The 25,226-nt window shown below is 48.9% G+C and carries 29 protein-coding genes; 3 read left to right on the forward strand and 26 right to left on the reverse strand.

Annotation, left to right across the window (positions count from 1 at the left end; translation table 11 throughout):
• Window positions 1–4 precede the first annotated feature (4 nt).
• The 26 genes from eutM to AC27IT_RS13130 form a co-directional block, all read right to left on the reverse strand.
• A complete protein-coding gene (eutM, locus tag AC27IT_RS13005; protein ID WP_007786265.1) occupies window positions 5–298 on the reverse strand; it encodes an ethanolamine utilization microcompartment protein EutM in 294 nt (97 codons plus the stop codon).
• 49 nt (window positions 299–347) lie between these two features.
• Window positions 348–641 (reverse strand): BMC domain-containing protein, encoded by a 294-nt coding sequence (locus AC27IT_RS13010; RefSeq protein WP_487091830.1) that lies wholly within the window; start codon window positions 639–641, stop codon window positions 348–350.
• A 5-nt stretch (window positions 642–646) separates the two neighbouring features.
• A complete protein-coding gene (locus tag AC27IT_RS13015; RefSeq protein WP_122953008.1) occupies window positions 647–922 on the reverse strand; it encodes a EutN/CcmL family microcompartment protein in 276 nt (91 codons plus the stop codon).
• A gap of 40 nt (window positions 923–962) precedes the next feature.
• The gene (locus tag AC27IT_RS13020; RefSeq protein ID WP_005829009.1) at window positions 963–1,241 is read right to left on the reverse strand and encodes a BMC domain-containing protein; all 279 of its coding nucleotides are present in this window, start codon (window positions 1,239–1,241) and stop codon (window positions 963–965) included.
• Between the two features lie 16 nt (window positions 1,242–1,257).
• Window positions 1,258–2,754 carry an aldehyde dehydrogenase family protein gene (locus tag AC27IT_RS13025; protein WP_081414812.1) on the reverse strand — a complete coding sequence of 499 codons (1,497 nt, stop codon included), beginning with the start codon at window positions 2,752–2,754 and terminating at the stop codon, window positions 1,258–1,260.
• 74 nt (window positions 2,755–2,828) lie between these two features.
• Window positions 2,829–3,098: a hypothetical protein gene (locus AC27IT_RS13030; RefSeq protein WP_025847344.1), complete on the reverse strand. Its 270-nt coding sequence runs from the start codon at window positions 3,096–3,098 to the stop codon at window positions 2,829–2,831.
• 4 nt (window positions 3,099–3,102) lie between these two features.
• Window positions 3,103–3,903, reverse strand: coding sequence for an HAD family hydrolase (locus tag AC27IT_RS13035; RefSeq protein ID WP_235694736.1), 801 nt, complete (start codon window positions 3,901–3,903; stop codon window positions 3,103–3,105).
• Window positions 3,900–5,276: an ethanolamine permease gene (gene eat / locus AC27IT_RS13040; RefSeq protein ID WP_283858652.1), complete on the reverse strand. Its 1,377-nt coding sequence runs from the start codon at window positions 5,274–5,276 to the stop codon at window positions 3,900–3,902. The genes AC27IT_RS13035 and eat overlap by 4 nt, the downstream gene beginning before the upstream one ends.
• Before the next feature lie 61 nt (window positions 5,277–5,337).
• Window positions 5,338–6,363 carry a phosphotransferase enzyme family protein gene (locus tag AC27IT_RS13045; RefSeq protein ID WP_007786252.1) on the reverse strand — a complete coding sequence of 342 codons (1,026 nt, stop codon included), beginning with the start codon at window positions 6,361–6,363 and terminating at the stop codon, window positions 5,338–5,340.
• Window positions 6,364–6,416: 53 nt separating this feature from the next.
• Window positions 6,417–7,349, reverse strand: a complete 933-nt coding sequence (locus tag AC27IT_RS13050) for a class-III pyridoxal-phosphate-dependent aminotransferase (RefSeq protein ID WP_423781981.1) — start codon at window positions 7,347–7,349, stop codon at window positions 6,417–6,419.
• Between the two features lies 1 nt (window position 7,350).
• Window positions 7,351–8,382, reverse strand: a complete 1,032-nt coding sequence (locus AC27IT_RS13055; protein ID WP_283858650.1) for a winged helix-turn-helix domain-containing protein — start codon at window positions 8,380–8,382, stop codon at window positions 7,351–7,353.
• A 194-nt stretch (window positions 8,383–8,576) separates the two neighbouring features.
• Window positions 8,577–8,795, reverse strand: a complete 219-nt coding sequence (locus tag AC27IT_RS13060; protein ID WP_007130946.1) for a hypothetical protein — start codon at window positions 8,793–8,795, stop codon at window positions 8,577–8,579.
• A gap of 7 nt (window positions 8,796–8,802) precedes the next feature.
• The gene (locus tag AC27IT_RS13065; RefSeq protein ID WP_036623439.1) at window positions 8,803–9,894 is read right to left on the reverse strand and encodes a GerAB/ArcD/ProY family transporter; all 1,092 of its coding nucleotides are present in this window, start codon (window positions 9,892–9,894) and stop codon (window positions 8,803–8,805) included.
• Window positions 9,891–11,075 (reverse strand): Ger(x)C family spore germination protein, encoded by a 1,185-nt coding sequence (locus tag AC27IT_RS13070; protein ID WP_124331894.1) that lies wholly within the window; start codon window positions 11,073–11,075, stop codon window positions 9,891–9,893. Before AC27IT_RS13070 ends, AC27IT_RS13065 begins: the two co-directional genes overlap by 4 nt.
• Before the next feature lie 15 nt (window positions 11,076–11,090).
• On the reverse strand, window positions 11,091–12,557 hold the full coding sequence (locus AC27IT_RS13075; protein ID WP_283858649.1) for a spore germination protein: 1,467 nt from the start codon (window positions 12,555–12,557) through the stop codon (window positions 11,091–11,093).
• A 320-nt stretch (window positions 12,558–12,877) separates the two neighbouring features.
• The gene (locus AC27IT_RS13080) at window positions 12,878–13,162 is read right to left on the reverse strand and encodes a type II toxin-antitoxin system HicB family antitoxin (protein ID WP_213509925.1); all 285 of its coding nucleotides are present in this window, start codon (window positions 13,160–13,162) and stop codon (window positions 12,878–12,880) included.
• Window positions 13,163–13,201: 39 nt separating this feature from the next.
• Complete coding sequence (locus AC27IT_RS13085) at window positions 13,202–13,369, reverse strand: type II toxin-antitoxin system HicA family toxin (RefSeq protein ID WP_074048767.1); 168 nt, start codon at window positions 13,367–13,369, stop codon at window positions 13,202–13,204.
• Between the two features lie 414 nt (window positions 13,370–13,783).
• Window positions 13,784–14,185: an Rrf2 family transcriptional regulator gene (locus AC27IT_RS13090; RefSeq protein WP_036623450.1), complete on the reverse strand. Its 402-nt coding sequence runs from the start codon at window positions 14,183–14,185 to the stop codon at window positions 13,784–13,786.
• 122 nt (window positions 14,186–14,307) lie between these two features.
• On the reverse strand, window positions 14,308–15,693 hold the full coding sequence (locus AC27IT_RS13095) for a DHA2 family efflux MFS transporter permease subunit (protein ID WP_036628256.1): 1,386 nt from the start codon (window positions 15,691–15,693) through the stop codon (window positions 14,308–14,310).
• Between the two features lie 78 nt (window positions 15,694–15,771).
• On the reverse strand, window positions 15,772–16,680 hold the full coding sequence (locus AC27IT_RS13100) for a class I SAM-dependent methyltransferase (protein WP_036628257.1): 909 nt from the start codon (window positions 16,678–16,680) through the stop codon (window positions 15,772–15,774).
• Window positions 16,681–16,790: 110 nt separating this feature from the next.
• The gene (locus AC27IT_RS13105) at window positions 16,791–17,693 is read right to left on the reverse strand and encodes an NAD(P)/FAD-dependent oxidoreductase (protein ID WP_036623451.1); all 903 of its coding nucleotides are present in this window, start codon (window positions 17,691–17,693) and stop codon (window positions 16,791–16,793) included.
• A 24-nt stretch (window positions 17,694–17,717) separates the two neighbouring features.
• The gene (gene trxA, locus AC27IT_RS13110; protein WP_036623452.1) at window positions 17,718–18,032 is read right to left on the reverse strand and encodes a thioredoxin; all 315 of its coding nucleotides are present in this window, start codon (window positions 18,030–18,032) and stop codon (window positions 17,718–17,720) included.
• A gap of 345 nt (window positions 18,033–18,377) precedes the next feature.
• On the reverse strand, window positions 18,378–19,148 hold the full coding sequence (locus tag AC27IT_RS13115) for a DJ-1/PfpI family protein (RefSeq protein WP_051985478.1): 771 nt from the start codon (window positions 19,146–19,148) through the stop codon (window positions 18,378–18,380).
• Window positions 19,145–19,789: a DUF2306 domain-containing protein gene (locus AC27IT_RS13120; protein WP_036623456.1), complete on the reverse strand. Its 645-nt coding sequence runs from the start codon at window positions 19,787–19,789 to the stop codon at window positions 19,145–19,147. The genes AC27IT_RS13115 and AC27IT_RS13120 overlap by 4 nt, the downstream gene beginning before the upstream one ends.
• 43 nt (window positions 19,790–19,832) lie before the next feature.
• Window positions 19,833–20,864: a DJ-1/PfpI family protein gene (locus tag AC27IT_RS13125; RefSeq protein ID WP_036623458.1), complete on the reverse strand. Its 1,032-nt coding sequence runs from the start codon at window positions 20,862–20,864 to the stop codon at window positions 19,833–19,835.
• A gap of 68 nt (window positions 20,865–20,932) precedes the next feature.
• Complete coding sequence (locus tag AC27IT_RS13130) at window positions 20,933–21,148, reverse strand: SHOCT domain-containing protein (RefSeq protein WP_115311194.1); 216 nt, start codon at window positions 21,146–21,148, stop codon at window positions 20,933–20,935.
• Between the two features lie 211 nt (window positions 21,149–21,359).
• Between AC27IT_RS13130 and AC27IT_RS13135 the strand changes: the two genes are divergently transcribed.
• The 3 genes from AC27IT_RS13135 (at window position 21,360) to AC27IT_RS13145 (ending at window position 24,525) form a co-directional block, all read left to right on the forward strand.
• A complete protein-coding gene (locus tag AC27IT_RS13135; protein ID WP_036628261.1) occupies window positions 21,360–22,046 on the forward strand; it encodes a response regulator transcription factor in 687 nt (228 codons plus the stop codon).
• A 1-nt stretch (window position 22,047) separates the two neighbouring features.
• On the forward strand, window positions 22,048–23,382 hold the full coding sequence (locus AC27IT_RS13140; RefSeq protein WP_036623462.1) for a sensor histidine kinase: 1,335 nt from the start codon (window positions 22,048–22,050) through the stop codon (window positions 23,380–23,382).
• Between the two features lie 330 nt (window positions 23,383–23,712).
• Window positions 23,713–24,525 (forward strand): CPBP family intramembrane glutamic endopeptidase, encoded by an 813-nt coding sequence (locus AC27IT_RS13145; protein ID WP_036623465.1) that lies wholly within the window; start codon window positions 23,713–23,715, stop codon window positions 24,523–24,525.
• Window positions 24,526–25,226: the final 701 nt, after the last annotated feature.

Below are 25,226 nucleotides of genomic sequence, written 5' to 3' on the forward strand. Positions count from 1 at the left end.
CGGATTAAAGCTGCGGTTTTATTTGCGGCAAAATGCTTTCGATTTCCGCATGCGGGCGCGGGATGACGTGTACGGAAAGCAGCTCCCCTACGCGCTGGGCGGCGGCTGCTCCGGCATCTGTCGCCGCCTTGACCGCTCCCACGTCACCGCGAACCAACACCGTGACAATGCCGCCTCCGACGTGAACTTTGCCCACCAGATGCACATTTGCCGCCTTGACCATCGCATCCGCCGCCTCGACCGAAGCGACCAGTCCCCTAGTTTCAATCATTCCTAAAGCAGTCAGCTCCATTGCCATCTGCTATTCCTCCCTGCCATTCCGGCATGTCCTGACGCCGCACTCGCCATCAGGACATCCGCCAATTTTTCACTTGTGTCTCCGCCAGCTTCCTTGTGCCGCTATCCGGACGGGGAACGACTGAACACGCGATCAACGCTCCCGTTTGTTTCGCCACCTGTGCGCCAGATTCGACTGCGATGCGGACGGCGCTGCTGTCTCCTTCGATGAAAACCGTCACCAGCGCCATATCGACTGTTTCCTGATTGACCAGCCGAACATCCGCCGCCTTCAGCATGGCATCCACGACTGCAACCGAGGTCGCCAGCCCCCGCGTTTCAATCATCCCCAATGATTTGGTCACGTGCATTACCCACTTCCTGTATCGACCGAATCAATAATGCCGATAATCAGTGCATCAATCGGCAGTCGCTTCCCTTCCAGGATAGAAGCGGCAGAACTTCCCGTCGTCACCATGACGTGATCGCCGACCCCTGCCCCGATTCGATCAACGGCAACAAAAGCTGGTTGACCTGGCCGATCCGTCTCTGTTAATCCTGGTTGCACGATCAGAAGCTTCAATCCTGTCAACCCGTCTTCTTTACGCGTCGCCCAAACGCTTCCAATCACTTTGCCAACCAGCATCCACATGCCCTCCCGGATGTTTTTGCGAACGCGCGATTTCCTATGGCAAAATGATTTCCAGTTCATTGTGGGGGCGCGGAATGACATGGGCGGAAAGCAGCTCGCCTACGCGTTGGGCGGCTGCGCTGCCTGCTTCTGTCGCCGCCTTGACAGCACCGACGTCGCCCGTGACCAAAACCGTGACAATGCCGCCACCGACATGGACTTTTCCTACCAGAGTAACGCTCGCTGCCTTTACCATCGCATCTGCCGCTTCCAGGGAAGCTACCAATCCTCTCGTTTCGATCATTCCGAGCGCGCCATTAATCGCTCCAGCCATGTGCTACTCCCCCTGTTCATTGTTTGGTCAAGATTTGGCCGACCATGTTTTCTACGATTTTGGAAACGTCAGCAGGATTCCAGGAATGAGCCGTCTTTTCGACTTCCTTGAGCACCTGGCGCACCAGCTTTTCCACATCGTTACTGTCAGCTTGCTCCGTGCGTCCCCTATGCGCTTGCTGTGGCACGGGGATGGCAACCTCTTTGATTCCGTACGCAATTCGTTTGATGTTGTACAAATGATGAGCCGTAATGTTGTCGGAGGAAATATTTCCGCCGTACGATCCGCATCCCAAGGTCAGCGACGGGCGCAAACCAGTCGTCGCCCCTGCCGCCCCTATGGAAGCGAGCGTGTTCACCAAAATACGGGACACGGGCATATCCAGCCCAAACCGGTAACTGGCCTCTTCATCGCTTGTGTGAATCGAACAACTGTGGCCCCGCCCGCCCAGATTCAACAGTTGGATGCAAATCTGCTTCGCTTCTTCCTCGCTGTTTGCCGTATAGAGAGGCAAGATCGGGGCGAGCTTCTCAATCGAAAAGGGAACATCCTTTCCGACCCGATCTTCCTCTGCGACCAGCAGCCGGGTTCCCGCCGGCACCTGAATACCGGCCATTTCCGCAATCGCGTCCGCGGAGCGCCCTACAATCGCCGGGTTCAGCTTCCCCTTTGTCGGCGAAATGACGCTCTCCACCCTCGCTTTTTCTGCCGGGTTCAACATATACCCGCCGTTGTGCAAAAGCTCCCGGATCGTCATTTCCTTGATGTTCCGATGAACGACCATGGCTTGTTCCGACGAGCAGAGCGTGCCGTTATCGAATGTTTTGGAATCGACAATCAGCTTGACTGCCTGCTTCACATTCGCCGTCTTCTCCAGGTAGACGGGGCCGTTTCCCGGTCCTACCCCGTATGCCGGCTTACCGGAGCTATAGGCGGCTTTGACCAACGCCCCTCCCCCTGTTGCCAAAATCAGACTGACATCCCGATGCTTCATCAGTTGGAGCGTCGTTTCAATCGATGGCTGGGGAATCCAGCCGATCAGCCCTTCCGGGGCGCCGGCCTCGACAGCCGCGTCATGACAAATTTTCAACGCGGCAATCGTACACGTTACCGCTGAAGGATGGGGACTCGCCACGATTGCGTTTTGCGCTTTTAAGGCAATCAACGTTTTAAAAATCGCGGTCGAGGTAGGATTGGTCGTCGGGCAAATCGCGGCAATGACGCCAAACGGATAGGCGATTTCCACGATTTTGTCTTTGCTGTTTTTGCGGATGATTCCCACCGTCTTCTCATCCTTGATCGATTCGTACACGCCCATGGAGCCTAACTCGTTTTTGAGCTTTTTATGCTCGACAACGCCTATTCCCGTTTCTTCCACCGCGAGCCGGGCCAAAGACGCGGCTTCTTTGTAGGCGGCCTCCGCAATGCTTTTCACAATGCGATCAACCTGTTCCTGGGAAAACGCGCGAAACCTGGCGTGCGCTTCCTTTGCCCGGCTCACCGCTTCCCGCATCTCTTGTATCGACGCCAAATCACGATCAAATGCGCGAATAGGAAACCCTCCCTTCTTTCCACCTGCGAATCCGTCTACTGATTGTATCTGTAAAAAGTGACCTGTCCTCCCGCTTTTGTCCCTTGCATGGATGCTGTAATCTCGTTCCAGCGTTTGAGCTCTTCCCGCGAAAGCGGACGAGGCGCAGCGTCGTCAGCAGGGTTTGCCGCTTTTGTTCCCTGTATAGAAGCCGAGATGTCCTGCCAGCGTCTGAGCTCTTCCGGCGTAAGTGGCTGCGTAGTCGGGCGCTCTTCCAGCTTGGCAAGAACGAGCCTGGTGATCTTTTCTACCAAAACCGAATCCATCTCCTCACCTCCTCGTCCTCATCATGTCCAGCAATTCGCTATAGCTGGTAACAATCAAATCCGCCTCTGCCAAATGAGCGGTTTCGTTTCTGCTGTTCGCAGCAATTCCGATCGTCGCCTTTAAGCCTGCGCTCTTGCCCAGTTGCATGTCGGCATTCGTATCGCCTACGATTACCGTCTGGCCAAGCGCGATGCCATGACGATCTCTCGCCAGATACGCCATGTCCGGATACGGCTTTCCGTTCTGAACCTGATCGCTGCCGATCACAAAATCGAAGTATTCTGCCAGGCCCACTCGTTCTAGCTGCACCCGTGCTTTTTCCGTATCATCCGCCGTCACGACGCCAAGCACCCGCTCTGCTTTCTTCAACTCTGTCAAAAGCTCGCGTACGCCGTGGACGGGTCGGATCGCCGCCGAGCTGTTCTGCTTTTCGTCCGCATACTGGATGCTGTCCCGGGCGAAAAGCACGGCCGAATCCCAAGCCACTCCCTTTTCATACAGGAGGAACGCGATCACCGCCTGCATTTCCCCCAGGCTCGCAATCGCTAACGGACTTTTCGGGTCGACCTCATCCTCTCCCCAAATCCCTACGGCATCTCCAAATTCCGCCAGACTGAACGGGCAATTGGGCATGACCTCGGCGAGATGTCGGTGAATATCGTAAGCCCAAGGAATCCAAATCGACGGCAGGTCGATCAAGGTTCCGTCTTTATCGAACAAAAACGTCTGGATATCTTCCCCGAAAACGGGCATCGGTGCTCCCCTCCCTTCCTTGATTGAAACGAGTTCGATCTCTTTATTCATTTTTGCAGCTCCACATTCGCCGGATGTTGTCTGCTCTCCTGACTGAACTGTTCTTCCGGCGCGTTGACGTTAATATGATTTTTCGCCCAGGCAAAATAGTAAATGATCGCTACGCCAAACACCGAGATACTGACCCAGAAGAACGTCAAATTCGCAAAGAAGCTGGCAAACAAGGCAATGACAGCCAATACAAGCGAGACGATCGGAATGAATGGATACAACGGGGTTTTGTACGGACGAACGAGATCCGGCTCTTTTTTGCGCAAGATGATGACAGACAAGTTCATGGAAATGTAAGACACAAGCGCTCCGAAGGTAGAAATCAGAATCAGATCATTCGGGTTGAACAAGACGACCAGCAGCAAACCGATGATCCCTGGCAAAATGATCGCTGCATACGGAGTCCTGCGTGTAGGATGCAGGTGGGAGAGAAAAGCCGGAAGATATCCTGCTCTGGATAAGGCGAAAATTTGACGGGAATAAGCGAGAATGACACCGGAAAAGCTTGCGATCAATCCAACCAAACCAATCGAGGCTAAAATTTGCGCTAACCAATACGTATTGCCAAAGGTCGCGGCAACAGCAGTCGGCAACGGATCACTCGCGGTGCTCAACTGGTCGATTCCGCTCAAGCCGATCGCAACCGTAGTCGTCAAAACCGACAAAATCAGCAAAGTCACGATTCCTGACAAAATTCCTTTTGGCATATCCCTTTTGGCATCGCGGCATTCTTCAGACAGCATCGGCAACATTTCGATGGCGAGAAACAGCCACATCGCATACGGCAAAGCCGCCCAGATTCCCTCGATCCCGCCCGGAATCAGCGGCGTTCCTTCGGCGCCGAACAAGTTTTCCATAGAAATCTGCGGCAGGCCGACAAAATACATCAGGACAATCAAGCCCAGCGCAATAAAGACGAGGATCGTTTCCAGACTCGCATATTCCTTTACTCCGATAATGTGGACGATCATAAAAAATAAGTACATGAAGGCGGCTGCCAAAATCGGATTGATCGTCGGAAACAGGAAGTTGATATAAGCCCCAATCCCGATCGCCACTACGGGCGCGGCAATAAAATACTCCAAAATCACACCGATGCCTGTCAAAAAGCCGGCGAATGGCCCCATGGCCCGCCTGGCAAACGAGTAAGGTCCGCCTGCATACGGCAAAGCCGTGGACAGCTCGGAGATGCCAAAGCACATGAACAAATACATCACAGCCATCACGCCAATCGCGATCAGCATTCCGATGTACCCCGAAGCCGCCAAACCGAAATTCCAGCCGAAATAGTTTCCGGAAATGACGATGCCGACCCCGATTACCCACAGATGAAAAGCGGACAACGTCTTTTTCAGTTCCAATTGCTTGCTCATACCGTCATCTCCCTCACATTCTTGTTCAAGAAGTTGTTGCAAGGTTAATGTGACTCGAAAATCAAAAGAATCTTTTTGAATATTCCAAATATTGTCTTGCCAAAGCGTCCGTCTGCTCCGTGTATTCACCCCCCAGCTCCCTCGTCGTTTCATTTTCCCGACTGCCGATCCAGGCGATCAGTTGCAGTCTGCGCATCATGATAAACGTAGGGATTTCCAGCTCTTCTTCTTTCGACAGCGCTCGAACTTTGCGATATCCTTTGAGCCAGGCTTGAATCAGGTCAGGCACGTACGGTTTATGCTCGATAAAAGTCAAGGACGATGCCAAATCAAAAAGATACCACCCGAACCCGCTGTCGTCAAAATCAATCACTTTCACTTGTTCGTCCAGGACAAGCAGGTTCGTGTTGCGCAAATCGGCATGAATCAGGCCGAAACGGTTTGCGTCTTTTCCAAAACGGTCGAGCCGGGGCTTGATGATATCCGCTACTTGTTGAAACAGGTGCAGTCTTTCTGGCGTAATCGCTACCCCATCCTGCCATCTGCCCCAGATCGGCCGTTCTCCCAGAATTGTTTCGTAATCCCACGTAGGACGCTTGATCTCGCGAAATGCAGCCCAGTTGTCGATCGCATGCTGATGAAAATGCGCTGAAATTTCACCGATCAGCTCAAATTGTTTGACCAGCTCTGTCTCGTTATGCGCGTCCGGCGCCTCGCCTTCCAGAAAGGTAAACAGCACGCAGCAATATTCCTGGGAGTCGCTGTCCAGTTGCACCGTCTGAATGTATTCGCCGTTTTTTCCTGCGATCGGCAGAGATACCTCGACGGAAGTATCCTGATAGATCGAGCTGATCCAGTGAACCTCCCCCTCGATCTCTGCTTTCGTGTGGTAGCCGGGGCGACATACGCGCAATACGTATTTTTCGGCAGTGGGGACGTTTTTTACCAAATAGGTAGCGTTCTCTGAGTAATTCAACAGATCGACCGTCGCTTGCGACAAGTTCGGATAGGAGTGAATGGCATGTTTGGCAACCTGATGAAAAACTTCCACATGCTCTTTCCACAGCTCTGCACTTGAATGGCTCATCTTCCTGCACTGCCCCTTCCTAAAATGGGATGATAACGGACAAACCAAACCTTTTACACCAAAGCACGCGCAGCTTGTCTGATGCTCAACTCGCAACGGGACAATAGTTCGTCGCAATAGTTCTGGTCGCACAGCAGCCCTGGCTTGAATTGCAGCACTTTCGTGTCGAGCATCGAGTAGATCGCCCATACGCCATTGTTATAGAGCGCGCGCATGACCTGTTTTGCTCCCTCAGGCTGCGCAAACTCCAGCCCCATCACTACGCCCAACTGACGAATCCCGACGAAAAAGTCGGCATTTTGCTTTTTGATCGTTTCCAGCCCTGCACGCAAATACCGGGATACGTAGTCGACGTTTTCGATGACTTCTTTTCGTTGGGAGATTTCCAATACTTTCATCGCTACGATACAGCCCAGCTCGGAGCCGCCGAATGTCGAGATGTGGGCAAAGCCGTCTTCGTTCATCCATTGTCCTGCCCTTTCACTCACGACCGTAGCTGCAATCGGATAAATCCCGCCGCCAAACCCTTTTGCCGTGACCAAAATATCCGGCTCTACGCCATAGTGCTCTATCCCCCACAGCTTTCCTGTACGCAGCAAGCCCGTCTGCACCTCGTCGGCTATGTACAAGGAGCCGTACTTTTCGCAGAGCTGCTTCACCGCATACAGATAGCCTTTTTCCGGCAGCGGGAAGCCGTATGTGGCCGGAATGGTTTCCATAATGACGCAGGCGACATCTTCACGGGAAAGCGCGGCTTCCATAGCCTGGACATCATTAAACGGCACATGGATAAATTCCCCCGGCGCTCCTTCTCCCAAAAACGGCCGGGAATAACGCTCATTCCCCAGCGACACAGCCAATCCGGTATGACCGTGATAAGCAAATTTGACGGAGACGATTTTTTTTCGTTTCGTCGCGTACCGGGCGCATTTCAAAGCTACATCAATCGCTTCCCCTCCTCCGCTGGAAAAAATCGAATACTTCAGACTATTGTCCTCTCGTGGATGCGTCCATGATTATCACTGACAAAAGCTGCTCGGAAGAATGGAAAAAAATATTGGCCGAGAAAGAGATCGAGTCCCTCCGCTGGTCCAAAGCGACAAGAAACAAGCTTTCCTTGTCTAATTGTTGCAGATACGCATCACTTTCGGCTATACCGGTTACCGCTTGACAAAGTTCGCCCGTCATCCGATCCAAAATCGATGTATAGAGTAAAAAATGCTGCATCGTTTCGGATTGAAGGGAAAACACTTCATCGAAGAAGTAATCCGATATATCACGTTCCGTTCCCGCCATCTTCCAGACCAGCGACGCGGGATCAGCATGTTCATGTAACGACAAGATCGCCAGTCGCATCGCAGCTGCCCATCCCTCCGTCTTTTTTTGTACGACAGCCGCGTCTTCATTGGATAATTGTATGCCACCGCACTTCGCAAAAAATTCGGTCGTTTCGTCCGGCGCAAACCGGAGATCGCTCGCATCCAACGAGATCAGCCTATTTTCTGCTCGTAGTCTGGAAAGAGGAAGCGCTGGAGGATTTCGGCTTGCGAGATAGAGATGGACATGTGGCGGCAAACGTTCCAGCAGATAAGTGACCCCCTTCAAGATTGATTCTTCTTCGATATGATGAAAGTCATCCCAAACGAGCACCGTTGTTTGCGAGATACGATGAAGCCCGTTGACGAGCGCGGCAATCAGTGAAACTCCCGATGGATCTTCCACGGCATGACGAAGCACGGCCTGTTCGTTAAAAGACGGATAAGCTTGTTTTAACGCTGCAAGGGTATGTGCCCAGAAGCGCATGCGATCATTATCCCCTTGATCAAGCGAGACCCAGGCGACGGGATTTTCCAGCGTCATCACCCACTCGCCGAGCAATGTCGTTTTGCCATAGCCGGCTGGAGCTGTGATCAACGTAAGCGTGCGATCCAACCCTTCATGCAAAAGCCGGGTGAGACGGGAACGCGCAACAAGCGAGCTTCGCGATCGGGGAATATGAAGTTTCGTGGCTATGATCATGGTTAGCCCCTCCCTTTGACTATAAGCATCAGGAATGAACATTTTCCTTACCATTTTACCAAAAATCTTTTATTTTGGCGGGGCTATCCCTGGTTACACAACGCGGAAAAGTTATGATGTTGACTATTCACAAGGATTGGCGGATCATAGTAGTACAGAACCGGGAAGAACCCGCGAAACTGCCCCTTCTGCGTTCATATCATCGTCGTTGAAATGGATTTTAACATTTCAATCATTCTTTCAATAAAAATCGTAATGATAAAAGGACGATGATTCACGATACAAATCCATAATCCGTATCCAATAACAGATACAGCCCCAAAAACTGCTGCATCCCGATAAAGTCTCTTTCGAAGCAATCCCAACATCGGCAAACCTATCAAAGGCGCCAGCAGGATGTGAAGCATCAACATGTTCAATTCATCCTCCTTTTCGCTTCTCGAACGTGCGTTTGACCCATGTTGTCACTAGCAACAAAAAGGGGATCAGTAGAACAAAGAAACTGTCATATATGAATGTATATTTTTCATCCCATTCCTCGTTTTGGATCGGGTTTTCATAGATGGACAAGGCGGTCGCCGACAACAAAATCGTCAAACCCAGAAAATGAGGCCACCGGGTTTTTGGACGAAATACTTGACGCAGCGTTTCGGAAGCTCCGTAAACGAGTACCAACAGCTTGATAAAAATCAGAATCAGTAAAATAACGGAGATAATGGAATGGATGTTGACGATCACCTCTCCGATGGAAATTTCCTGCACGGTCGTATACACTGGAAAGGTAAGTTGTGACGCCCTCTCCACTCCTAATAAACCGATAATCATAAACAAGGTCATGCTAAGAGAAAGGGAAGCGGTCATCAACCCAAGCAAAAAGGGGCGTGTTGCCCCCTGTTTGACCAGCGGAAACAATATCGTGAGCGCAATAGTTTCCATATAGGGAAAGCCCAAAAAGGAATGGTATTGCAGGATGGCTCCCAGGTCGGAATGGAAAGCTGGCTGAAGTCTTCCCCAATCCCAGTTCACCATTGCCAGCAACAGAACAAACCAGAACGGGAAGAACAAAAACGGAGTGATGATTTGATTTAATCGTCCGATGGCTTCCGTCCCCTGAGCGACCGTGTAAAAGGCGACAAGCAAAAACATGACGTGAAAAACGGTTTTCGGCGTCTCCGGCATGATGGTTCCATTTAAAAAATCGCTTAAATTTCGAAGAGCCCATCCAGCCAAAATACAGAAATAAAGAAAATACAGGACGGAAACAAGCGTTCCCAGAGAACGTCCCCAAGCTTCCAGCGGGATTTGCACCAGACTTTTGCCCGGGTAATATCGGAAAAGAAAAATCCAGAACAGACCGACGAGTATGCCAAAACTTCCTGCCCACAAGGGCATGAGCCAGGCATCCTGTCCCGCCTGTACGACCAGCCGCCCGATCAGCACGAAAAGGGTGGTTCCGAGGATATAATTGATTGTCAGCAGATAAAACTGGAATCGGGAAATCATTGGCTTCATCCTGTTCCTCCATAAGGTTGACTCATGCTTCCCGTTCGGAGCAGCCGGGTATTTGCACGAATCTCAATTTGCGCATTTTTCGCCGCTTGGTCGATATCCGGATGATTTGGCGTTTGTTTGCGCAACAAGTCGTTGATGCTTAACAGATCCCAGCCACGCTCCCTTATCATTTGATAGAAAGCAAGCGACTCGTCTGCTATGATCTGATTCAGTCTGTTTTCAAGTCTCTCCACCTCGTTCCGAGACTTCGGGACGAACTCGATTGTATAGGCAGTGGAAAGTTCGAGGTCCAAGCGGATCCGAACGACAGGTTGATCGGATTTCCAGAAGACCTCACGTTTTATGCGAACCAGTCTCAATTCCACGGATACCTGTTTTCCTTCCACCTGAAACTGTCGCACGTGGCGACCTCGATCGCCATTTAGCAAATGGTACCAGACCAGCTGCGTATCATTCAGTTTGCCCGCCATGCGATAATCACGGAAAACCGCCCCGCCTCGGATGATAAAGTTGTTTTGATTGGCGTCGATATCCGCCGACCTTTCCCCGCTGTTGGAAGAAGGTGCCTCTGTCATTCCGGTGATCAACGGTAATACGATCGTATCCAACTTTTCCATCCGTTCAATCACATCACTGACCTTGATCTGTTTTCCCACTAGGAGCGAATTCCGGATCAGCAGGTCGACCCTGGAATCGATTGTGTCAGACGGCACCCGCTCCAGGGGAGTTAATGTTCTCATGACCTGAGATAACGGTCCGTCGACGATCAGCATCGGGACCGACGAGCGGCCGTTGGGTTGCATTTCGATAAAGTTGACAATATCGCGCATGTCTTGTTTGGCGGCCCGCTGGGAAACGAGCAGCACCTTGCAGTGGGCCATAAATAACTTGCGCGGCAACATTTTGTAAATCGTAGATTTGATTTCTCCAAAAGACGATCCACTGATTTCGTAAGTGTATACAGGGGCTTGTTCGCCTCCCGACGTACCTTTGGCGGAAGTGCCGCTGAGCGGGTTGATGATCTGGTAATACACGGTTATTTTGTCGCTCTCCGGATCGCTGTCCACCCCCATCATACTGACCAGCGCCAGTTCGTTCATTTCCGTTCTGTCCCAGCAAGCCGTAAGCAGGGCGGTAAACATCATCAGGATGAACAGACCCGCTGCATACCGGTTGGTCATGTTTGATCCTCCAAATTACCTTTTTCTCTTCATATTCCGAATATATCCGGGCAGACCGTTCGGATTCAGCCAGGGCCGGGGCAGCCGCACCAACACATCTTTCCAATCGGTTCCTATGTACGGGGAAGCGGGAGTGAAGTAAGGAACGCCAAAGGACTTAAGCGACACCAGATGGGCAACCAGAAACAGGGCACCGCATAAAATGCCGAAAAGGCCCATAAAGCCGGCCAACAGCACGAACGAAAAACGAAGCAGGCGTTGTGACATGCCAAAGCTGTAAACCGGAACGACAAAATTGGTGATGCCGGTTATGGCTACAACAATGACAATCGCGGCGGAAATGAGACCGGCTTCCACCGCCGCCTGCCCCAGTACAATCGCCCCCACGATCGAAAGCGCCTGTCCGACCGCCCGCGGCATGCGCAGCCCCGCTTCCCGGATAATTTCAAACACGACTTCCATTAACAACACTTCGAAGAAAGCGGGAAAGGGAACCCCTTCCCGCTGGGCGGACAAACTGATCAGGAGCTGGGTCGGGATCAGTTCCTGATGGAACGTCGTGGCCGCGACATACAAGGAAGGGACGAACACGGCCGTAAAAAAGGAAATCAGCCGAATCCAGCGAATAAACGTGGCGATGTCCGCCCGTTGATAATAATCTTCAGGAGAACTGAAAAACTCGAAAAACGTCATGGGGGCAATCAGGACGTTGGGTGTTCCGTCCACCATCACGGCCACTTTACCATCCAGTAACTGGGCAGCTACCATATCTGGGCGTTCGGTGTTGGTCAGCGTCGGAAAAGGAGACCAAATCCGGTCCTGGATGAATTCCTCCACATAAGCGCTTTCCAGCACACTGTCCGTCCGGATGGCTGACAATCTGCCGCGCACTTCCCGGACCAGCGATTCCGGGGCGAGGTTCTCCAAGTACACCATAAGCAAAGTCGTCTTGGTCTGATTGCCGATGTTCATTTTATCAAATCGGAGGAATGGGTTGCGGATTCGTTTGCGGACAAGCCCCACATTGGTCAGAATGCTTTCCGTAAACCCTTCGTGCGGGCCGCGAATGGTCGATTCCGTCTTCGGTTCTTCAACGGAGCGTTGTTTGGGTTCAGTCACATTGATGAGACAAACGCGCTCCCTTGCAAAATCGGTTAGTGCGCAATGGCCTGCAAGGAGAGCTTGTACGGCATGTTCCCGCAACTGTTCATATGGATCGAAAAAGGAAAATTCACGCAAAAAACCGCTCTCGGCGGAACGAGACGCTTCCCCTTCGGAAAACGTATGTTCCGTGAACGATTTCAAAATGTATTCGTCAATCGATTTTTTATTGACCATCGATTCCAGATACAGGCACTGCACGGTTTGTTCCCCTTGGGCAAACAAGGATCGGCAGACCAAGTCTGGAGGGAACCCGAGGGCTGATTGAATGTCTCCGAAAAAATCATTCTTAATCAATAGATTTTGTTTTTTTCCTGCCATCGACGAACCTCCAGATTCTCACATCTCATCATTATCATTGTTTCCTATTGGGTGGATTCTTATTCCATTGGCAGTTATGCTGTTGCAAATTATCGTGAGGTGAAATCCATACGAGACATTCAAGAAAACGTCCAAGCCGGGAAAGGTTGCGCCGGGAGTGCGAATGTGACTGTGTAGGAAGCACTTCGCATCGTTCACGCGATCAATGCCCAATTCCTGCATCAGCTTGGATTGCAGTGCCTGTGAAAAGTTAATGCCCTTCTCCAGCGCGGCGGCGTTCAGCCAAGCCGGAAGCGTGACCGTCCGATTGACAGAACGGTTCACTTGCGCCTGCGGATAGATGGCATATAGACATCAATCAGCACAGCGCGTTCGTTCGCTTGCGTGGTTTGAATCTGGGAAAGCGGCGTTGGAGCGGGAATAGGTTCGCCATCTTCTTCCAGCCCGTACAGGACAATGCCGAGCAGTTCCCGCGCGGACAAAAGCGCATCGTGATCGTCCGTTCCGCTTGTCGCGCAATCCAGATCAGGGAAAACAACAGCGATTTCCTTGCCGGGGTCATAAGTGAAAACGGCAGGGTAGAAATATCGCTCCGGCTTCTTCATGTCGGATACCTCCTTTGAATGGTCGGGAGGGAGCCGGGGCTATTCAAACTTTAACCCCGACCGCCGTTCAATGCTTTTGAGCGTAGGAACGGGAATGTCTTTGTCAGGATGTTTGACGGTTGTTCGTCCCTTTTGGGTTGGGTGCTTGAACTGGTGATGACTTCCCGAGAAAAATCCACGGTAACAAATACTATTATATTTGTCAATTGAGAACGCAAACTAATCCGCCTTTTTAAGGTATCTTCCAAGTCTTGAACCAGTAACGATATTGTCCGAACGTCGGCAATTTATCCTGCGGAGGAAGAATAGGGACGAGTGCTTTCCCGTCTAATACTTTATTTTTCAGTCCATCATCCCGATTCCTGACCCATCATTTCACGAATTAAACCAGACCCTCCAGGCTCCTGCATTCGACAAGTTTCCGAATATGCAAAAGAAGAGCTCTCGATTCACCATTAAGGTATATCGAGAGCTCTTCTTCGCGACATCGATGCGGTCGAGAGGACAATGGTATCAATCTAACGCAGCACAATCTTGTTCAATGCCGTTTGTATATCTTCCTTTCATGCTTTTCCCAAACGGTTTAATAAAATAAACCATTCTCATAAAAACAGTTTTTCTTCAAAGAACTACCGTCATTTTCTTAGCAATCTCAGATAATTTTTGGTTTTTTAAAAAGTCCTCCATTTTCTCTTCAGCCGATACCATCACCTTCTGAACTAAACACTCTGATCCATGATTCATTTCACAGTCGAATAAGGAGGCGGAGCCTTCAATGGCATGAATCACGTCGAGAAACGAGATTTCTTCCCAATTCCGTTTTAAGCGATATCCACCATTGGCTCCTGAAGTCGATTCAATCATTCCTGCCTTGACCAGCTTGGTAAGGATTTTGGATAAATACGTTGGAGAAACCTCTTGTCTCTCCGCCAATTGCTGTACGCCGATAAGTTTGTTCGGCGGGAATGCGGCAAGAAAGAGCATCGTATGAAGAGCATAGTTTGTCGCTTTAGAAAATTTCATAACGTGATGTTCACCTCAATTATGGACTTTATGTGCCCATAATAACTTTTTATATTGGCTTATGTCAAATATCGCCTCCCTTATTACTCCTTTATTCGTTGTAACTGGCAACACTCCAAGACCTACGATTCCACTGAACCTTTACCATATGGAACAAAGAAAGTAAGAAGAAAACCACTCGCTGCAACGAGGGCTAGTGACCAAAACGCGGCTTGAATTCCTTGATGCATATTGATCGGAAAAGAGAATGAGCTATAATCTGCGGTAATTGTCACCAGGGTGATGAGCAGTGCCCCGCCCATTGACATGCCCAATGTACGTATGGCCGTGGTCATCGGCGAAGCGTAATTCATCATCGAATTCGGCAAGCTCGCCATGGCAAAAGCAGTAATTGGGGTCATCATAAAACCGACCCCGGTCATAAGCAACGCATATAACCCTACCAACAGACCATACGGAGCGTGAATCGATAGCGCTATCGTTAATAGAGCCGTTACGGCGGCTATCCCGAAGAAGCCGATCCGAATCAAATAGCGACCGCCATAACGGTCGTAGATTTTACCCGATACCACTCCGGACACCCCCATCAGCAATGCACCTGGGAGCAGCATTAGCCCCGATTCTCTAGGCAGTAGTCCCCTGACATTTTGTGCATATATCGGGAGCAGCAGTTCCACCCCGGCCATCACAATGAACAGGACTACGCCTATAATCGATGCATAAGTAAATCTCGGGTAACGAAATACGTTGAAATCAAGCAAAGGGACGGCCAGTTTGAATTGGCGCTTCACAAACAGAAACGACAGTGCGAATCCCACGATAAGGAAGGTCAGCGCAAGCTGAATCCCTTTTCCCTGATCGCTAAGGATACTAAATCCATACAACAGACTGCCGAAGCCCAAACTTGAATAAAGAATCGATCTCCAGTCCAATTTCGCTTTATGCGTATCCCAAACGTTTTCCAAGCAATAATAGGCGACAAACAGGTTCGCGATCGCTATGGGCGCCACCCCATAGAATAAGATTCTCCAAGAATGATGTTGAATCACGAAGCCGGAAATCGTCGGCCCCAGTGCAGGGGCGAGTCCCACAATGAGACTGGCCAGTCCCATCGCTGCCCCGAGTTTTTCCTTTGGGAACACTAGGATAATCGTATTCAGGAACACCGGTACCAGCAATCCGGCGCCAATCCCCTGAATAATTCGTCCGCTTAGGATCAATGTGAAGTCGACGGAGAAGCCGGCAATTAGCGTCCCTGTCGTAAAGGCCCCAGCGGATGCGAAAAACAGGGTTCGCGTCGAGTATTTTCCGATCAGGAATCCCGTCACAGGGATGACAATTCCAGAAACCAGAAGATAGACGGTGATCAGCCATTGCGCCCGATTGACCTGGATTCCAAGGTCAAGCATCATTTGTGGCAAAGCCGTGTTCAGCATGGTTTGCATGAGTTGTGCCAAAAAATTCGCGACGATTAGAGATGCGACAATGATTACAGGTTTTCTTTTCATAACGTTCCTCAATTTACTACAGACACTCCAGTTTGTAGATATTACAGATATTTTTTGTCCATTATATAGTTAAAGAAATTACTTATGGGAAAATTCTTGGACACCGGTGTACATGCTCTGATCCTTCAACTGAATAAGCACCTTGCCAAAACGCCCACCCTGCTGGATGACAACCTTATCCGTCGGATAGGTCCGTTCCAAATAATTGGCTATGATTTTCCTGTTCTGGTCGTCCGCAGGCAAACCGAAGATTCTCAGCCATTCCATCACCTCCTGGAGCGCCGTGTCTCTAGGTACCTCTGTAGATTTCATTTCCCGGGTTACGAGCGACTGATAGGAATACCCTTTGAGATACAGTAAATGGAGCAAATAAGCCATTTCCAAATGTTCCGTTTTCATGGGCTGATCAGTGACCAAAGGCCAAATCTCTTTTACCAGACTGTGCTCCCTGGAGCCGACAGACAGGCTGATATAGCAATACTGTCGTGCGCAGCTCAGCACTTTCTCCACACTCTCCCAGTCGGCAATAACCGGGCACATGGAGACAAATACGAAATCAAAGGCTTTTTCCCACCCCTTTGCTTGAATATCAATGTCTTCAAAAGGCTCAGCCACAATCTCTACATTCCCGTTCTTTAATCCCGTTATATTACTTTTCAAGAGCTCAACTAATGGAAGACTAGGCTCCACAGAAGTAACACTAGCCCCTCTCTCCGCAAACGGCACTGTAAATCCGCCTGAGGCCGCTCCAATGTCTAATATGGAGGTATCTTTAAATGTCACACCCTGACTTTCCAGCCAATTCATTATCCGTTTTGTTCTTCGCCTGCCTTCTTCGCTAAACGCCTGCTCGTTAAATGACTTTGCCCTATGGTCAAAAGTATGTGCTGGATCAATTCCAACTTTTTTCATTTTGCTAATCGCTGTATCTGGATCCTTCTTCCAAGCTGCTTCCCAAACGGCATCATTAAAAAAATCGTTCGTCATCATCCTCTTCATCCCTTTCTGTTTGATGCAGTCATTACACTTATGACTTTTGAAAAAAGTCCTTCTCTCTAAGAAACTTTTCCCCAAGAGAAGGACATGTCCACTTAGAGCTAAACGAAATCCTCTTCGGTCAGCTCCATGTTGATGCCAATCGCCGCTTTGCTTCCGCCTGCTGCGGCATAAATCAACTGGGAAGGCATGACGTAAGCTGCATCCCCGGCGGCATACACACCTGGAACCGAGCTTTTGCCCCACTCATTTGTGGCGATACCGCCAAACTCATTTACCTCATAACCAAGCGAACCCTGAAAAGACGCCTTCGGTTTCCATTCCGGTGTAATGAATCCTCCCGTTCTCTCGATTCGCGTGCCATCTGCAAATTCCACCTGCCGCAATTTCCCCTCATGACCGATAAACATCGTTACTGCTTGTTCAACCACTTCGATGTTTCTGGATTTCAACAGTTGTTTTTGATCGTTGTCCAGAACCGCATGCCCATTTGTACAAACCACAAGATCTTTACTCCAGGTATAGAGCAGCTTGGCCATATGAAACACTCCAGAGTTCTCGGAAACAACAATTAGCGGCTGATCTCGAAGCTCCCAACCATCGCAGTAGGGACAACTGAACAAACTTGTTCCATAACAATCACGCAAACCTGGAATATCCGGGAAAATCTCCCTAAGTCCAGTGGTGATCAGTAATTTGCGTGCTTCAATCCGTTTTCCGGTTGACGCCACGGCGACGAACCTGTGATCAGTCCGGTGAATCTCGGTTACCTCCCAAGGTAAAAGTTCAACGGAGGGATACCCCAGAACCTCCTCATATGCAATACGCCTAAACTCGGCGGGTGTCACACCGTCTCTTGTTATAAATCCATGAGAGGCATGTGTAACCGCATTTCGGGGCTGGCTGTTATCAAATAACGCAACACTGCGTCTGGCCCGCCCAAGTACCAGAGCCGCATTGAGTCCTGCCGGGCCTCCGCCGATAATAGCACAATCATAAATCAAAAGAATCTCCCCTTTTTTGTTGATTTATTTGGAGCCAACAAGCTGCTGCAGTTCACCTTTCGACAATATGCCTATTTCTTTATATAGAGGCTGTCCATCTTTGAATATAATGGTTGTCGGGATGCTCATAATCTGAAATTGTGAAGAGGTTACCGGATTTTCGTCTACATTAACTTTAACGACTTTAATGGAATCATTTGCTTCCCTTTCAAACTCCTCTAATACAGGTGCAAACATTCTGCATGGACCGCACCAAGCGGCCCAAAAATTCACTACTGTTATACCTTCCGTTTGCACCATCTCATTAAAAGTAGAATCTTTCGCATGTTGAATAGCCATCGTGATCTTCCTTTCGATTAAATATACTATGGATATATAATATCTTTAATTTGTCATAAGATGGGTCTAGTAATCTTGTCCGGCGTTGTTGCCAGTAAATGGAACATCACCTCAAACGCATAATCAGTGGCTTGTGAGTTTTCATAGCACTCCTCCATTCGAATTAAAGACTTCATGTATCTATGATAACTTTGTTTTGGATAAGATGCAAGTCAGTCCCAAGAAAATTTAGCCAAACCCAGGCCAGTTGTATTCTTTTGGCCTGTGATCGAGCCAACAACAGCGGACAGGCCAGGGTGTTTTGCATCATCCTAGTCTGCCGCTGTTGCTCTTATCGGATCGGTATTAGTTTTCGTCAAAATGGATCGGCGCAATGCCTTCCGCTCGCCACACCGTGCCTCTTTTCTCGTACTCGAATAACTGTTCTACAGCATTTGCGATTTGAGGACCTAACTCACGATCAACCAAATACAAGGCCACATCAAGACCCGAAGTCACGCCTCCCCCGCTTACGAAGCGAGGACCATCTTCAACGACTCTTGCTTCAATCGGAATTGCACCGAGAGCTCCTAACGCTTCCATGCCTATTTGATTGGTAACCGCATGTCTATCTTTCAACAAACCTCCCATCGCAGGCAGCAGTGTACCACCGCATACTGTAGCTACAATAACTTCCTCATTGTTAAAAGCTTGTTTCAATTTCTCCGACAAGCCCGTCATCATGGCCTTCTTTAAAATATTCGGAATGGTATCTTCCGAATTTCCTGCTGGCTTGCCCGAAGCCCCGGGCACCAAAATGATTCCAGGACGCTTGGGGTCTAATGCAGCTTGCGCTTCGAGAGCCGGCCCGTTCAGACCGCTCGGGACAGAACGCTTGCCTTCCGCGGAAACCAATTCCACAGTAACTGCTCCGTTTGAGTACATTCCCGCAGCAGCAAATACTTCGTATGGTGCTAATGCGTCCAGCAGATCGAAACCATCGAACAAGACGATTTGAACATGCATCCTTTTGTCTTTGAATGGATCATTATTTTTTTTTGAATTCGCACTTGCTGCAGAGGTAACTAGACATAGAACTAGTACAAACGACATGAGTACTCCTATAATTTTTTTCATCCTACCACTGCCTTTCTGGATCGATTGATATTTCTGATAATGATGTTAGGAATGATCAACAGCAGCACAATAGAGCCGTAAACCCCTATTGTATAGCTGGTAGCGTAGTTGAGACCAAATCCCTGATAAAAAAGGGAGGTGATGAGATGAATTGTCATGTTCGTAAAACAAAAGGCGTAACTTCGGATCATCCAGTTCCGGTGCCGAATGATGCGTTTCTTTTTGATTTGTACAAGCGCCGTAATGGTGATAAACAGCCATATTAGATTAAGAGCGTTGAACCCCATACTGCTTATTTTTCCTCCGGTAGCATAAGGAGCCATATATCCGGAAGTAATCACGACAAGAAGGACGGATACTAAATAAACGTAGCCGTTTATACGGTGGAACTTGCGGCTTTTTTCAAGGACGCGGTTGGAGAAGTTGAGCAACCCTGTCGCCATGGCGATGCAGGCAAACGCAACATGAACGTGCATAACGTTGATCCAGACCGGAAGATTAAGTTCGCGCTTCAGGCCGATTTTATGGCTTATAAACGCCTTTGCTTCGGGATCGATAATAAAATTGGCCACCAAAGCGTAAAGGATAAATAGAATACTGATGCAGGCCAATAAGCCGTATGATATTTTCCACTCCTTCATGCGATCCATCCCCTCATTTTAATTGCCAAATCGCATTTATGGGTTAGGTAACACGCTTGCCTGTTAATTTGGATGCAGGCAGTATGCCGGCCCTGGCGAATCCAATCATGTCATCTCCACGCACGGTAACTTCGAATTTTAGATTTAACCGCATAGGTTTCGTGACGCGCAGCGACCAGGTGAGCTTATTGTCCTGAAGTAAGGGATTTATAAACTCGACCGTCTCATCCCCTTGTGTAGCCTGGCCTTGGACCAACCCATTCCTTATGGAAATGGAGAGCTTGACCTCCAGTTTTCCAACAGGCGTAGCAATTGTTGTATCCCAATCCCCGTCGAAGTCAGATTCTCCGGGTAATTTTATATCCGGGGTATCATAAATCATCCCCATATTGTTCGTCGCGTTCGTTTCTTCGTCGGTCTCTGCCTTGTGAGAGCCAGGCGCCCTTCCTTCTTCCCGCCAGACCGTTCCTCTCCGTTCGTATTCGAACAGTTGCTCTACCGCGTGCGCGATGCGCGGTCCAAGCTCGCGTTCCACCAGATACAGCGCTACATCGAGTCCCGAAGTAACGCCGCCACCAGTGACCAGGTTGCCGCTATCCACTACGCGTGCAGGAACGGGAATGGCTCCGGTTGCTCCAAGTACATCCATGCCCAGATGATGCGTTACCGCTGGTCTGCCCTCCAAGAGCCCTCCCATGGCCAGTAACAGGGAACCGCCGCAAACCGTGGCAACGATGATGTCATTTTGCCCGAGTGCTTGCTCAATCATTTCAACCAATTCGGTATTCAGTGCCCGCGACAGAATGGCTGGGGGCGAATTCGGCCCATCTCCTTCGACGTCGCCCGACGCGCCAGGTACAAGAATGATGCCTGTTCGTTCCGGGTTCAGTCTGCCACTCGCTTCAATTTTTAACCCGTTGATGCCGCTGGTGACGGATCTCGGCCCTTCAGCGGTAACGAATTCTACGCTTAACGCGTGTTCAGCATACATTGCCGCGGCACAAAAAACTTCGTAAGGTGCAATGGCATCCAGAAGGTCAAAGCCATCAAAAAGCACGACTTGAACCGTTAACATCCATAAACCTCCTCATATTCAAAGTCAATAGATTGATCCTCGAACCTGCGGATCGTATCAGGGAAAAGTTATTTTGTCAGAAGATCCTTCAGCCTGTGATATTCCTTCTCGTCGATTTCACCACTCGCCATCCGACCTTTTAGAATCAATGCGATGTCACGGTCTTTTGGATTGGAATCTCTGTAGCGATGACGAATCAGATAAATTCGAATTGCGACAAAAGAAAAAAGCGTAAGACAAAATAGAGCACCGAATGGAAAAAATGAGAAACTTCCGTATTCCAAGTTTGTCAACCTCCTTCATCCGTTTTTGCGTAGAACGGGCCCTAACTCGCGATATTTGCTGTCCGACTCGGCAAGAAGTATCGTAACAAACGAGTATCTCAAATGAAGTTGTATAAAGGTCACAAAACAATAAACAAATCATCACAAATTAGGTGGTTCTGTTTGTTGCATGGGGTTAAATGATAAACTAGTTTTCAAAGGTGGGATATTCATGAGTGAAATCAGTACCATACTGGTTGTAGACGATGATCAAAGCATTGTTGAACTATTGAGCGACTTTTTAGAGTATGAAAATTATCGCGTTATAACCGCTTGCGATTCTGTTCAAGCTTGGACATTGTTTGAGCAGAATTCCATTCATTGTATTGTTCTTGACATCATGATGCCGGGTCAAAACGGGTTTGAGTTATGTCGCCGGATTCGGGAGAAGAGTAACGTTCCGATCCTTTTCTTGAGCGCACGCAGCGACGATGTGGACAAGATTCGCGGCCTGACGCTCGGCGGCGATGATTATATTGTCAAAACCGCTTCACCCGGTGAAATTGTAGCCAGGATAAAAGCTGTACTACGACGTTCTGTTTCCCAACTGCAAATGAGTGAGAGAATCTTGGATTTTGGCCGCATCAAGCTAAATCTATCCACAAGAGAAGTATTCGTGGATGGGAAGAGTGTAGTGCTCACCCCGAGGGAATATGAATTATTGCGATTATTTGCCGAACACCCCAGGCATGTTTTTTCATATGAACAGATACTTTCGAAATTTTGGAATGGGGTAGGTGACAGGCATACGATTCGGGTGCACATCGGTCGACTTCGCGAGAAAATTGAATCCGATCCGAACCATCCTCAATACCTAGTCAACGTATGGGGAATAGGGTATCGCTTCGAGGGAGGTTAAGATGAGAACACTTCGTATTCGTTCGTTTACTATACTGCTTTTCTTCTTCTTAATGTTAGTGCCGTGGATCTTTTATGTGACAACACACTTCATAGAGACAAAAACGCTCAGCTTCGCAAAAAACGGAGCTCAAGCCGAGATTCTGCAAGGACAATGGATCGAGAAGATCGTACAGCTGATCGAAACCAATTCGAACAAATGGAGGGATCCGAATTGGCAAAACCAATTGCATCATGAGTTGCAACAAGCGAAAATGGAAGCGGCTATTCTATCTGCATCAGATCAAGAAATTTACCGTTCTAATCCACAGAGCCATGGCATATTGCCTTCTACCGAACGGTTCTCCATTATAGAGGACGGGCATTTGCTCGGAAAGGTCATTATTTATCTTCCGAAGTCAAATGCGGCTAAGTTCATTTCGATATTTACCGGGCTATTGTTAGCTTTTTTTATTGTCGGTGTTGAAATGCGAAGGTTTCTTCTTAAGCCTCTCGAAAAGATGAGCTTTGCAGCCAGAAAAGTCGCTGCAGGAGATTGGGACGTAGAGTTGCCTGGATCCTATATCACCGAAATCTCTGAGGTACGCGATGCATTCGAAATGATGGTGAATGGAATGCAAAAAGCTTTTCAAAAACAAGCGGAATTGGAAGAAGAGCGCCGATTCGTCATTACAGCTGTCGCTCATGATTTGCGTACCCCATTGTTCGCTTTACGAGGTTACTTGGATGGTCTGGAACAAGGCATTGCCCAATCCCCGGATAAAATAACCAAATATTTGGCCGTTTGTAAGGAAAAATCGGCGCAATTGGACCGGTTGGTAGAGGACCTGTTCACATTTACAAAGATGGAGCATGTGCAGATGGATCTTCATCATCAGAAGATTGATATTAAATTCATCATCCTGAAATCGATTGACAGTTTAAGTCCGCTAGCTCGCCAAAAGAACCTCTCGATTTCGACCCATATTGAAGACGACTGCTTCATTAACGGTGATGTGCATTTATTGGAACGAGCGATGAACAATTTGTTGGATAATGCCGTCAGACACACACCCTCGTATGGTGAAATTGTTGTTCAATGTTATAAAGAAGGTAACAAAATAAAGTTTATGATCCGTGATACCGGCCCGGGCTTCTCCTCGGAAGAACTACATCGAGTTTTTGAACCTCTATATCGTGGTGAAGCATCTAGAAATCGTTCAACTGGAGGTAGCGGATTAGGGCTGACCATTTCACAACGAATTGTAAGGCTTCACGGAGGTGAGCTCTCCGCAGGCAACCATTCGGAAGGCGGAGCGCTGCTAACGGGTTGGATACCTGTAACTAACCCAGGCTAAAATCGAAGAACGAACGTTACTGGACAATTTTCCTGATCACAATAAGGAAACATCCCCTGAAGTTCTTTGCTTTGTGGGATAGCGCCAGCAGATAAAAGGCATACCTCAAATACCCTGATTGAAAAGCCATGATACCAAAAGAATTACAATTAGCCATGGAGCCTCCGTCTTGGACGCAGTTTCCGCTCATGTTATGATAACTTAATCAACACAAATCATTTCCGAAAGGTTGAGATTTTCCTGCCATCGGTAACGACCATTGCAATGAAGCTCTTGGGAAAAGATCCTGAGAGCTTTTCATTGTAGATGAACAGAAAAGGAGAAATAAACATGATTCGGAAATCAGCATTGATTGTGTATCTGATCATTTCTTTCGGTTGGACATGGGGGTGTTGGATTTCAGCTTATCGGTGGAGCAGATCGACAGACCATTTTTTACGAACGGATATGACGATTTTTCATCTTGCCGGAAATTTTTCCATTGTTCAACTGTTATTCGCACTAGGCGTGTTCGGTCCTTTGCTCGGATTCCTTGCGGTCCGTACCCGAGAGGGAGTTATACTGTTCAGACGTCCGGGTCGAGCTGATATCCGTTTCGCATTATCTATTCCGATCGTGATCGCAATTCCGATGTTCGTACTCAGCATCCTGCTCAGCAGTTTGGCGGATGCAACATGGCAAGCGGTTGCGTTATCCGTAATCGGATATTTCATTTCAAATGTGCTGACAAGCGGAACCGAGGAGTTTGGTTGGCGCGGATATCTGTATCCTTATTTGAAGACAAGGGAACAAGATTTCTGGCACGCTGCATGGAAGGGGGGCTTCATCTGGGCATTATGGCACTATCCGCTGCTCTTTATTTTGTATGTGGACGCGGGGCTGGCTGTTCTTGTGCCTTCTCTGATTGGATTTACAGCGTCCATCGTCGCCATGAACTATATCACCAATTTTATCTTTGAACGATCAGGCTCCATCCTGCTTGTGATGGTGTTGCATGCCTTGAACAATACGGTCAGTTTTACTTTGATCAGTCTGTACCCGGAAACACCGTTCACGATTGTGAGCAGTCTGATGGCGTGGGCGGTTGTCGGATACTTGGAGAAAACATGGACAACTGGCGGCTGGCCGAGGACGAGTGAATGAACAGATCAATGTAGTGGTAATCTGGCAAGATAACTACTGCATGATATCCCGTTTCAGTCATTCGGCGTCCATTTAGCCGTACAGTGGTGAGAGCCACTACCCGCTGCTCGTGTCTGCGATCAGCCAGTTCGCTATCGACTGACGCGACAGTTTCACCCCTGACCGCATAAACAGTTGTTCCTGACGATAACGGTGCAGCACCCCACGTATTTCTGATTCACCACAATCGATGGCGAGGTCGAGTGCCCAGACACCATGGGCACAGGTATGAGACAGGTGAGGATTGGCGCGTATCGTTTAAGCAGGGCATGCTGAACATTTCGCTTTTTAGCCGTGCACGACGGGTCTAGCGTGCAGCAGCGCGATGATGACGATAAAGCTCCTGGATGACCAGCAGTTCTTTGACAGACCTCGTGTCAGCCGAGTTGTCGCCGCTCGCTTTCGTTGACGAGAGCTGGGCGGCGATTTCTTACGCTTGGATAATTTCGCAGAGCTCATTTTTTCTTGAGCAGTGTGTGAACGAATACTGGTAAGCAGTTTTAATTAGTCGAATATAAAAATAAAACCCGGATAAATCTTTGATCGTCTCGATCTGTCCCATCTTGAGCATCTCCCCGTCCCCATAACCTTTCGCTTCTCTCTATGAATAGGATACAGGAGTCTTCTGTTGCGGTCTATTCCCCCACGATTTATTGGGGGAT

It is taken from the genome of Brevibacillus sp. YAE8 (assembly GCF_057543335.1).

Excerpts from the sequence above, each read along its gene's own strand:
- AC27IT_RS13120 (WP_036623456.1), bottom strand. The coding sequence starts at position 19,789 with ATGAAGGAGTGGAAAATATCATACGGCTTATTGGCCTGCATCAGTATT.
- AC27IT_RS13025 (WP_081414812.1), bottom strand. The coding sequence starts at position 2,754 with ATGCGGGAAGCGGTGAGCCGGGCAAAGGAAGCGCACGCCAGGTTTCGC.
- AC27IT_RS13115 (WP_051985478.1), bottom strand. The coding sequence starts at position 19,148 with ATGAAAAAAATTATAGGAGTACTCATGTCGTTTGTACTAGTTCTATGT.
- AC27IT_RS13100 (WP_036628257.1), bottom strand. The coding sequence starts at position 16,680 with ATGACGAACGATTTTTTTAATGATGCCGTTTGGGAAGCAGCTTGGAAG.
- AC27IT_RS13030 (WP_025847344.1), bottom strand. The coding sequence starts at position 3,098 with ATGGATTCGGTTTTGGTAGAAAAGATCACCAGGCTCGTTCTTGCCAAG.
- AC27IT_RS13035 (WP_235694736.1), bottom strand. The coding sequence starts at position 3,903 with ATGAATAAAGAGATCGAACTCGTTTCAATCAAGGAAGGGAGGGGAGCA.
- AC27IT_RS13065 (WP_036623439.1), bottom strand. The coding sequence starts at position 9,894 with ATGAAGCCAATGATTTCCCGATTCCAGTTTTATCTGCTGACAATCAAT.
- eat (WP_283858652.1), bottom strand. The coding sequence starts at position 5,276 with ATGAGCAAGCAATTGGAACTGAAAAAGACGTTGTCCGCTTTTCATCTG.
- AC27IT_RS13145 (WP_036623465.1), top strand. The coding sequence starts at position 23,713 with ATGATTCGGAAATCAGCATTGATTGTGTATCTGATCATTTCTTTCGGT.
- AC27IT_RS13070 (WP_124331894.1), bottom strand. The coding sequence starts at position 11,075 with ATGACCAACCGGTATGCAGCGGGTCTGTTCATCCTGATGATGTTTACC.
- AC27IT_RS13045 (WP_007786252.1), bottom strand. The coding sequence starts at position 6,363 with ATGAGCCATTCAAGTGCAGAGCTGTGGAAAGAGCATGTGGAAGTTTTT.
- AC27IT_RS13125 (WP_036623458.1), bottom strand. The coding sequence starts at position 20,864 with ATGTTAACGGTTCAAGTCGTGCTTTTTGATGGCTTTGACCTTCTGGAT.
- AC27IT_RS13075 (WP_283858649.1), bottom strand. The coding sequence starts at position 12,557 with ATGGCAGGAAAAAAACAAAATCTATTGATTAAGAATGATTTTTTCGGA.
- AC27IT_RS13090 (WP_036623450.1), bottom strand. The coding sequence starts at position 14,185 with ATGAAATTTTCTAAAGCGACAAACTATGCTCTTCATACGATGCTCTTT.
- eutM (WP_007786265.1), bottom strand. The coding sequence starts at position 298 with ATGGCAATGGAGCTGACTGCTTTAGGAATGATTGAAACTAGGGGACTG.
- AC27IT_RS13135 (WP_036628261.1), top strand. The coding sequence starts at position 21,360 with ATGAGTGAAATCAGTACCATACTGGTTGTAGACGATGATCAAAGCATT.
- AC27IT_RS13015 (WP_122953008.1), bottom strand. The coding sequence starts at position 922 with ATGCTGGTTGGCAAAGTGATTGGAAGCGTTTGGGCGACGCGTAAAGAA.
- AC27IT_RS13020 (WP_005829009.1), bottom strand. The coding sequence starts at position 1,241 with ATGGCTGGAGCGATTAATGGCGCGCTCGGAATGATCGAAACGAGAGGA.
- AC27IT_RS13060 (WP_007130946.1), bottom strand. The coding sequence starts at position 8,795 with ATGTTGATGCTTCACATCCTGCTGGCGCCTTTGATAGGTTTGCCGATG.
- AC27IT_RS13140 (WP_036623462.1), top strand. The coding sequence starts at position 22,048 with ATGAGAACACTTCGTATTCGTTCGTTTACTATACTGCTTTTCTTCTTC.
- AC27IT_RS13055 (WP_283858650.1), bottom strand. The coding sequence starts at position 8,382 with ATGATCATAGCCACGAAACTTCATATTCCCCGATCGCGAAGCTCGCTT.
- trxA (WP_036623452.1), bottom strand. The coding sequence starts at position 18,032 with ATGGCTATTCAACATGCGAAAGATTCTACTTTTAATGAGATGGTGCAA.
- AC27IT_RS13080 (WP_213509925.1), bottom strand. The coding sequence starts at position 13,162 with ATGAAGAAGCCGGAGCGATATTTCTACCCTGCCGTTTTCACTTATGAC.
- AC27IT_RS13095 (WP_036628256.1), bottom strand. The coding sequence starts at position 15,693 with ATGAAAAGAAAACCTGTAATCATTGTCGCATCTCTAATCGTCGCGAAT.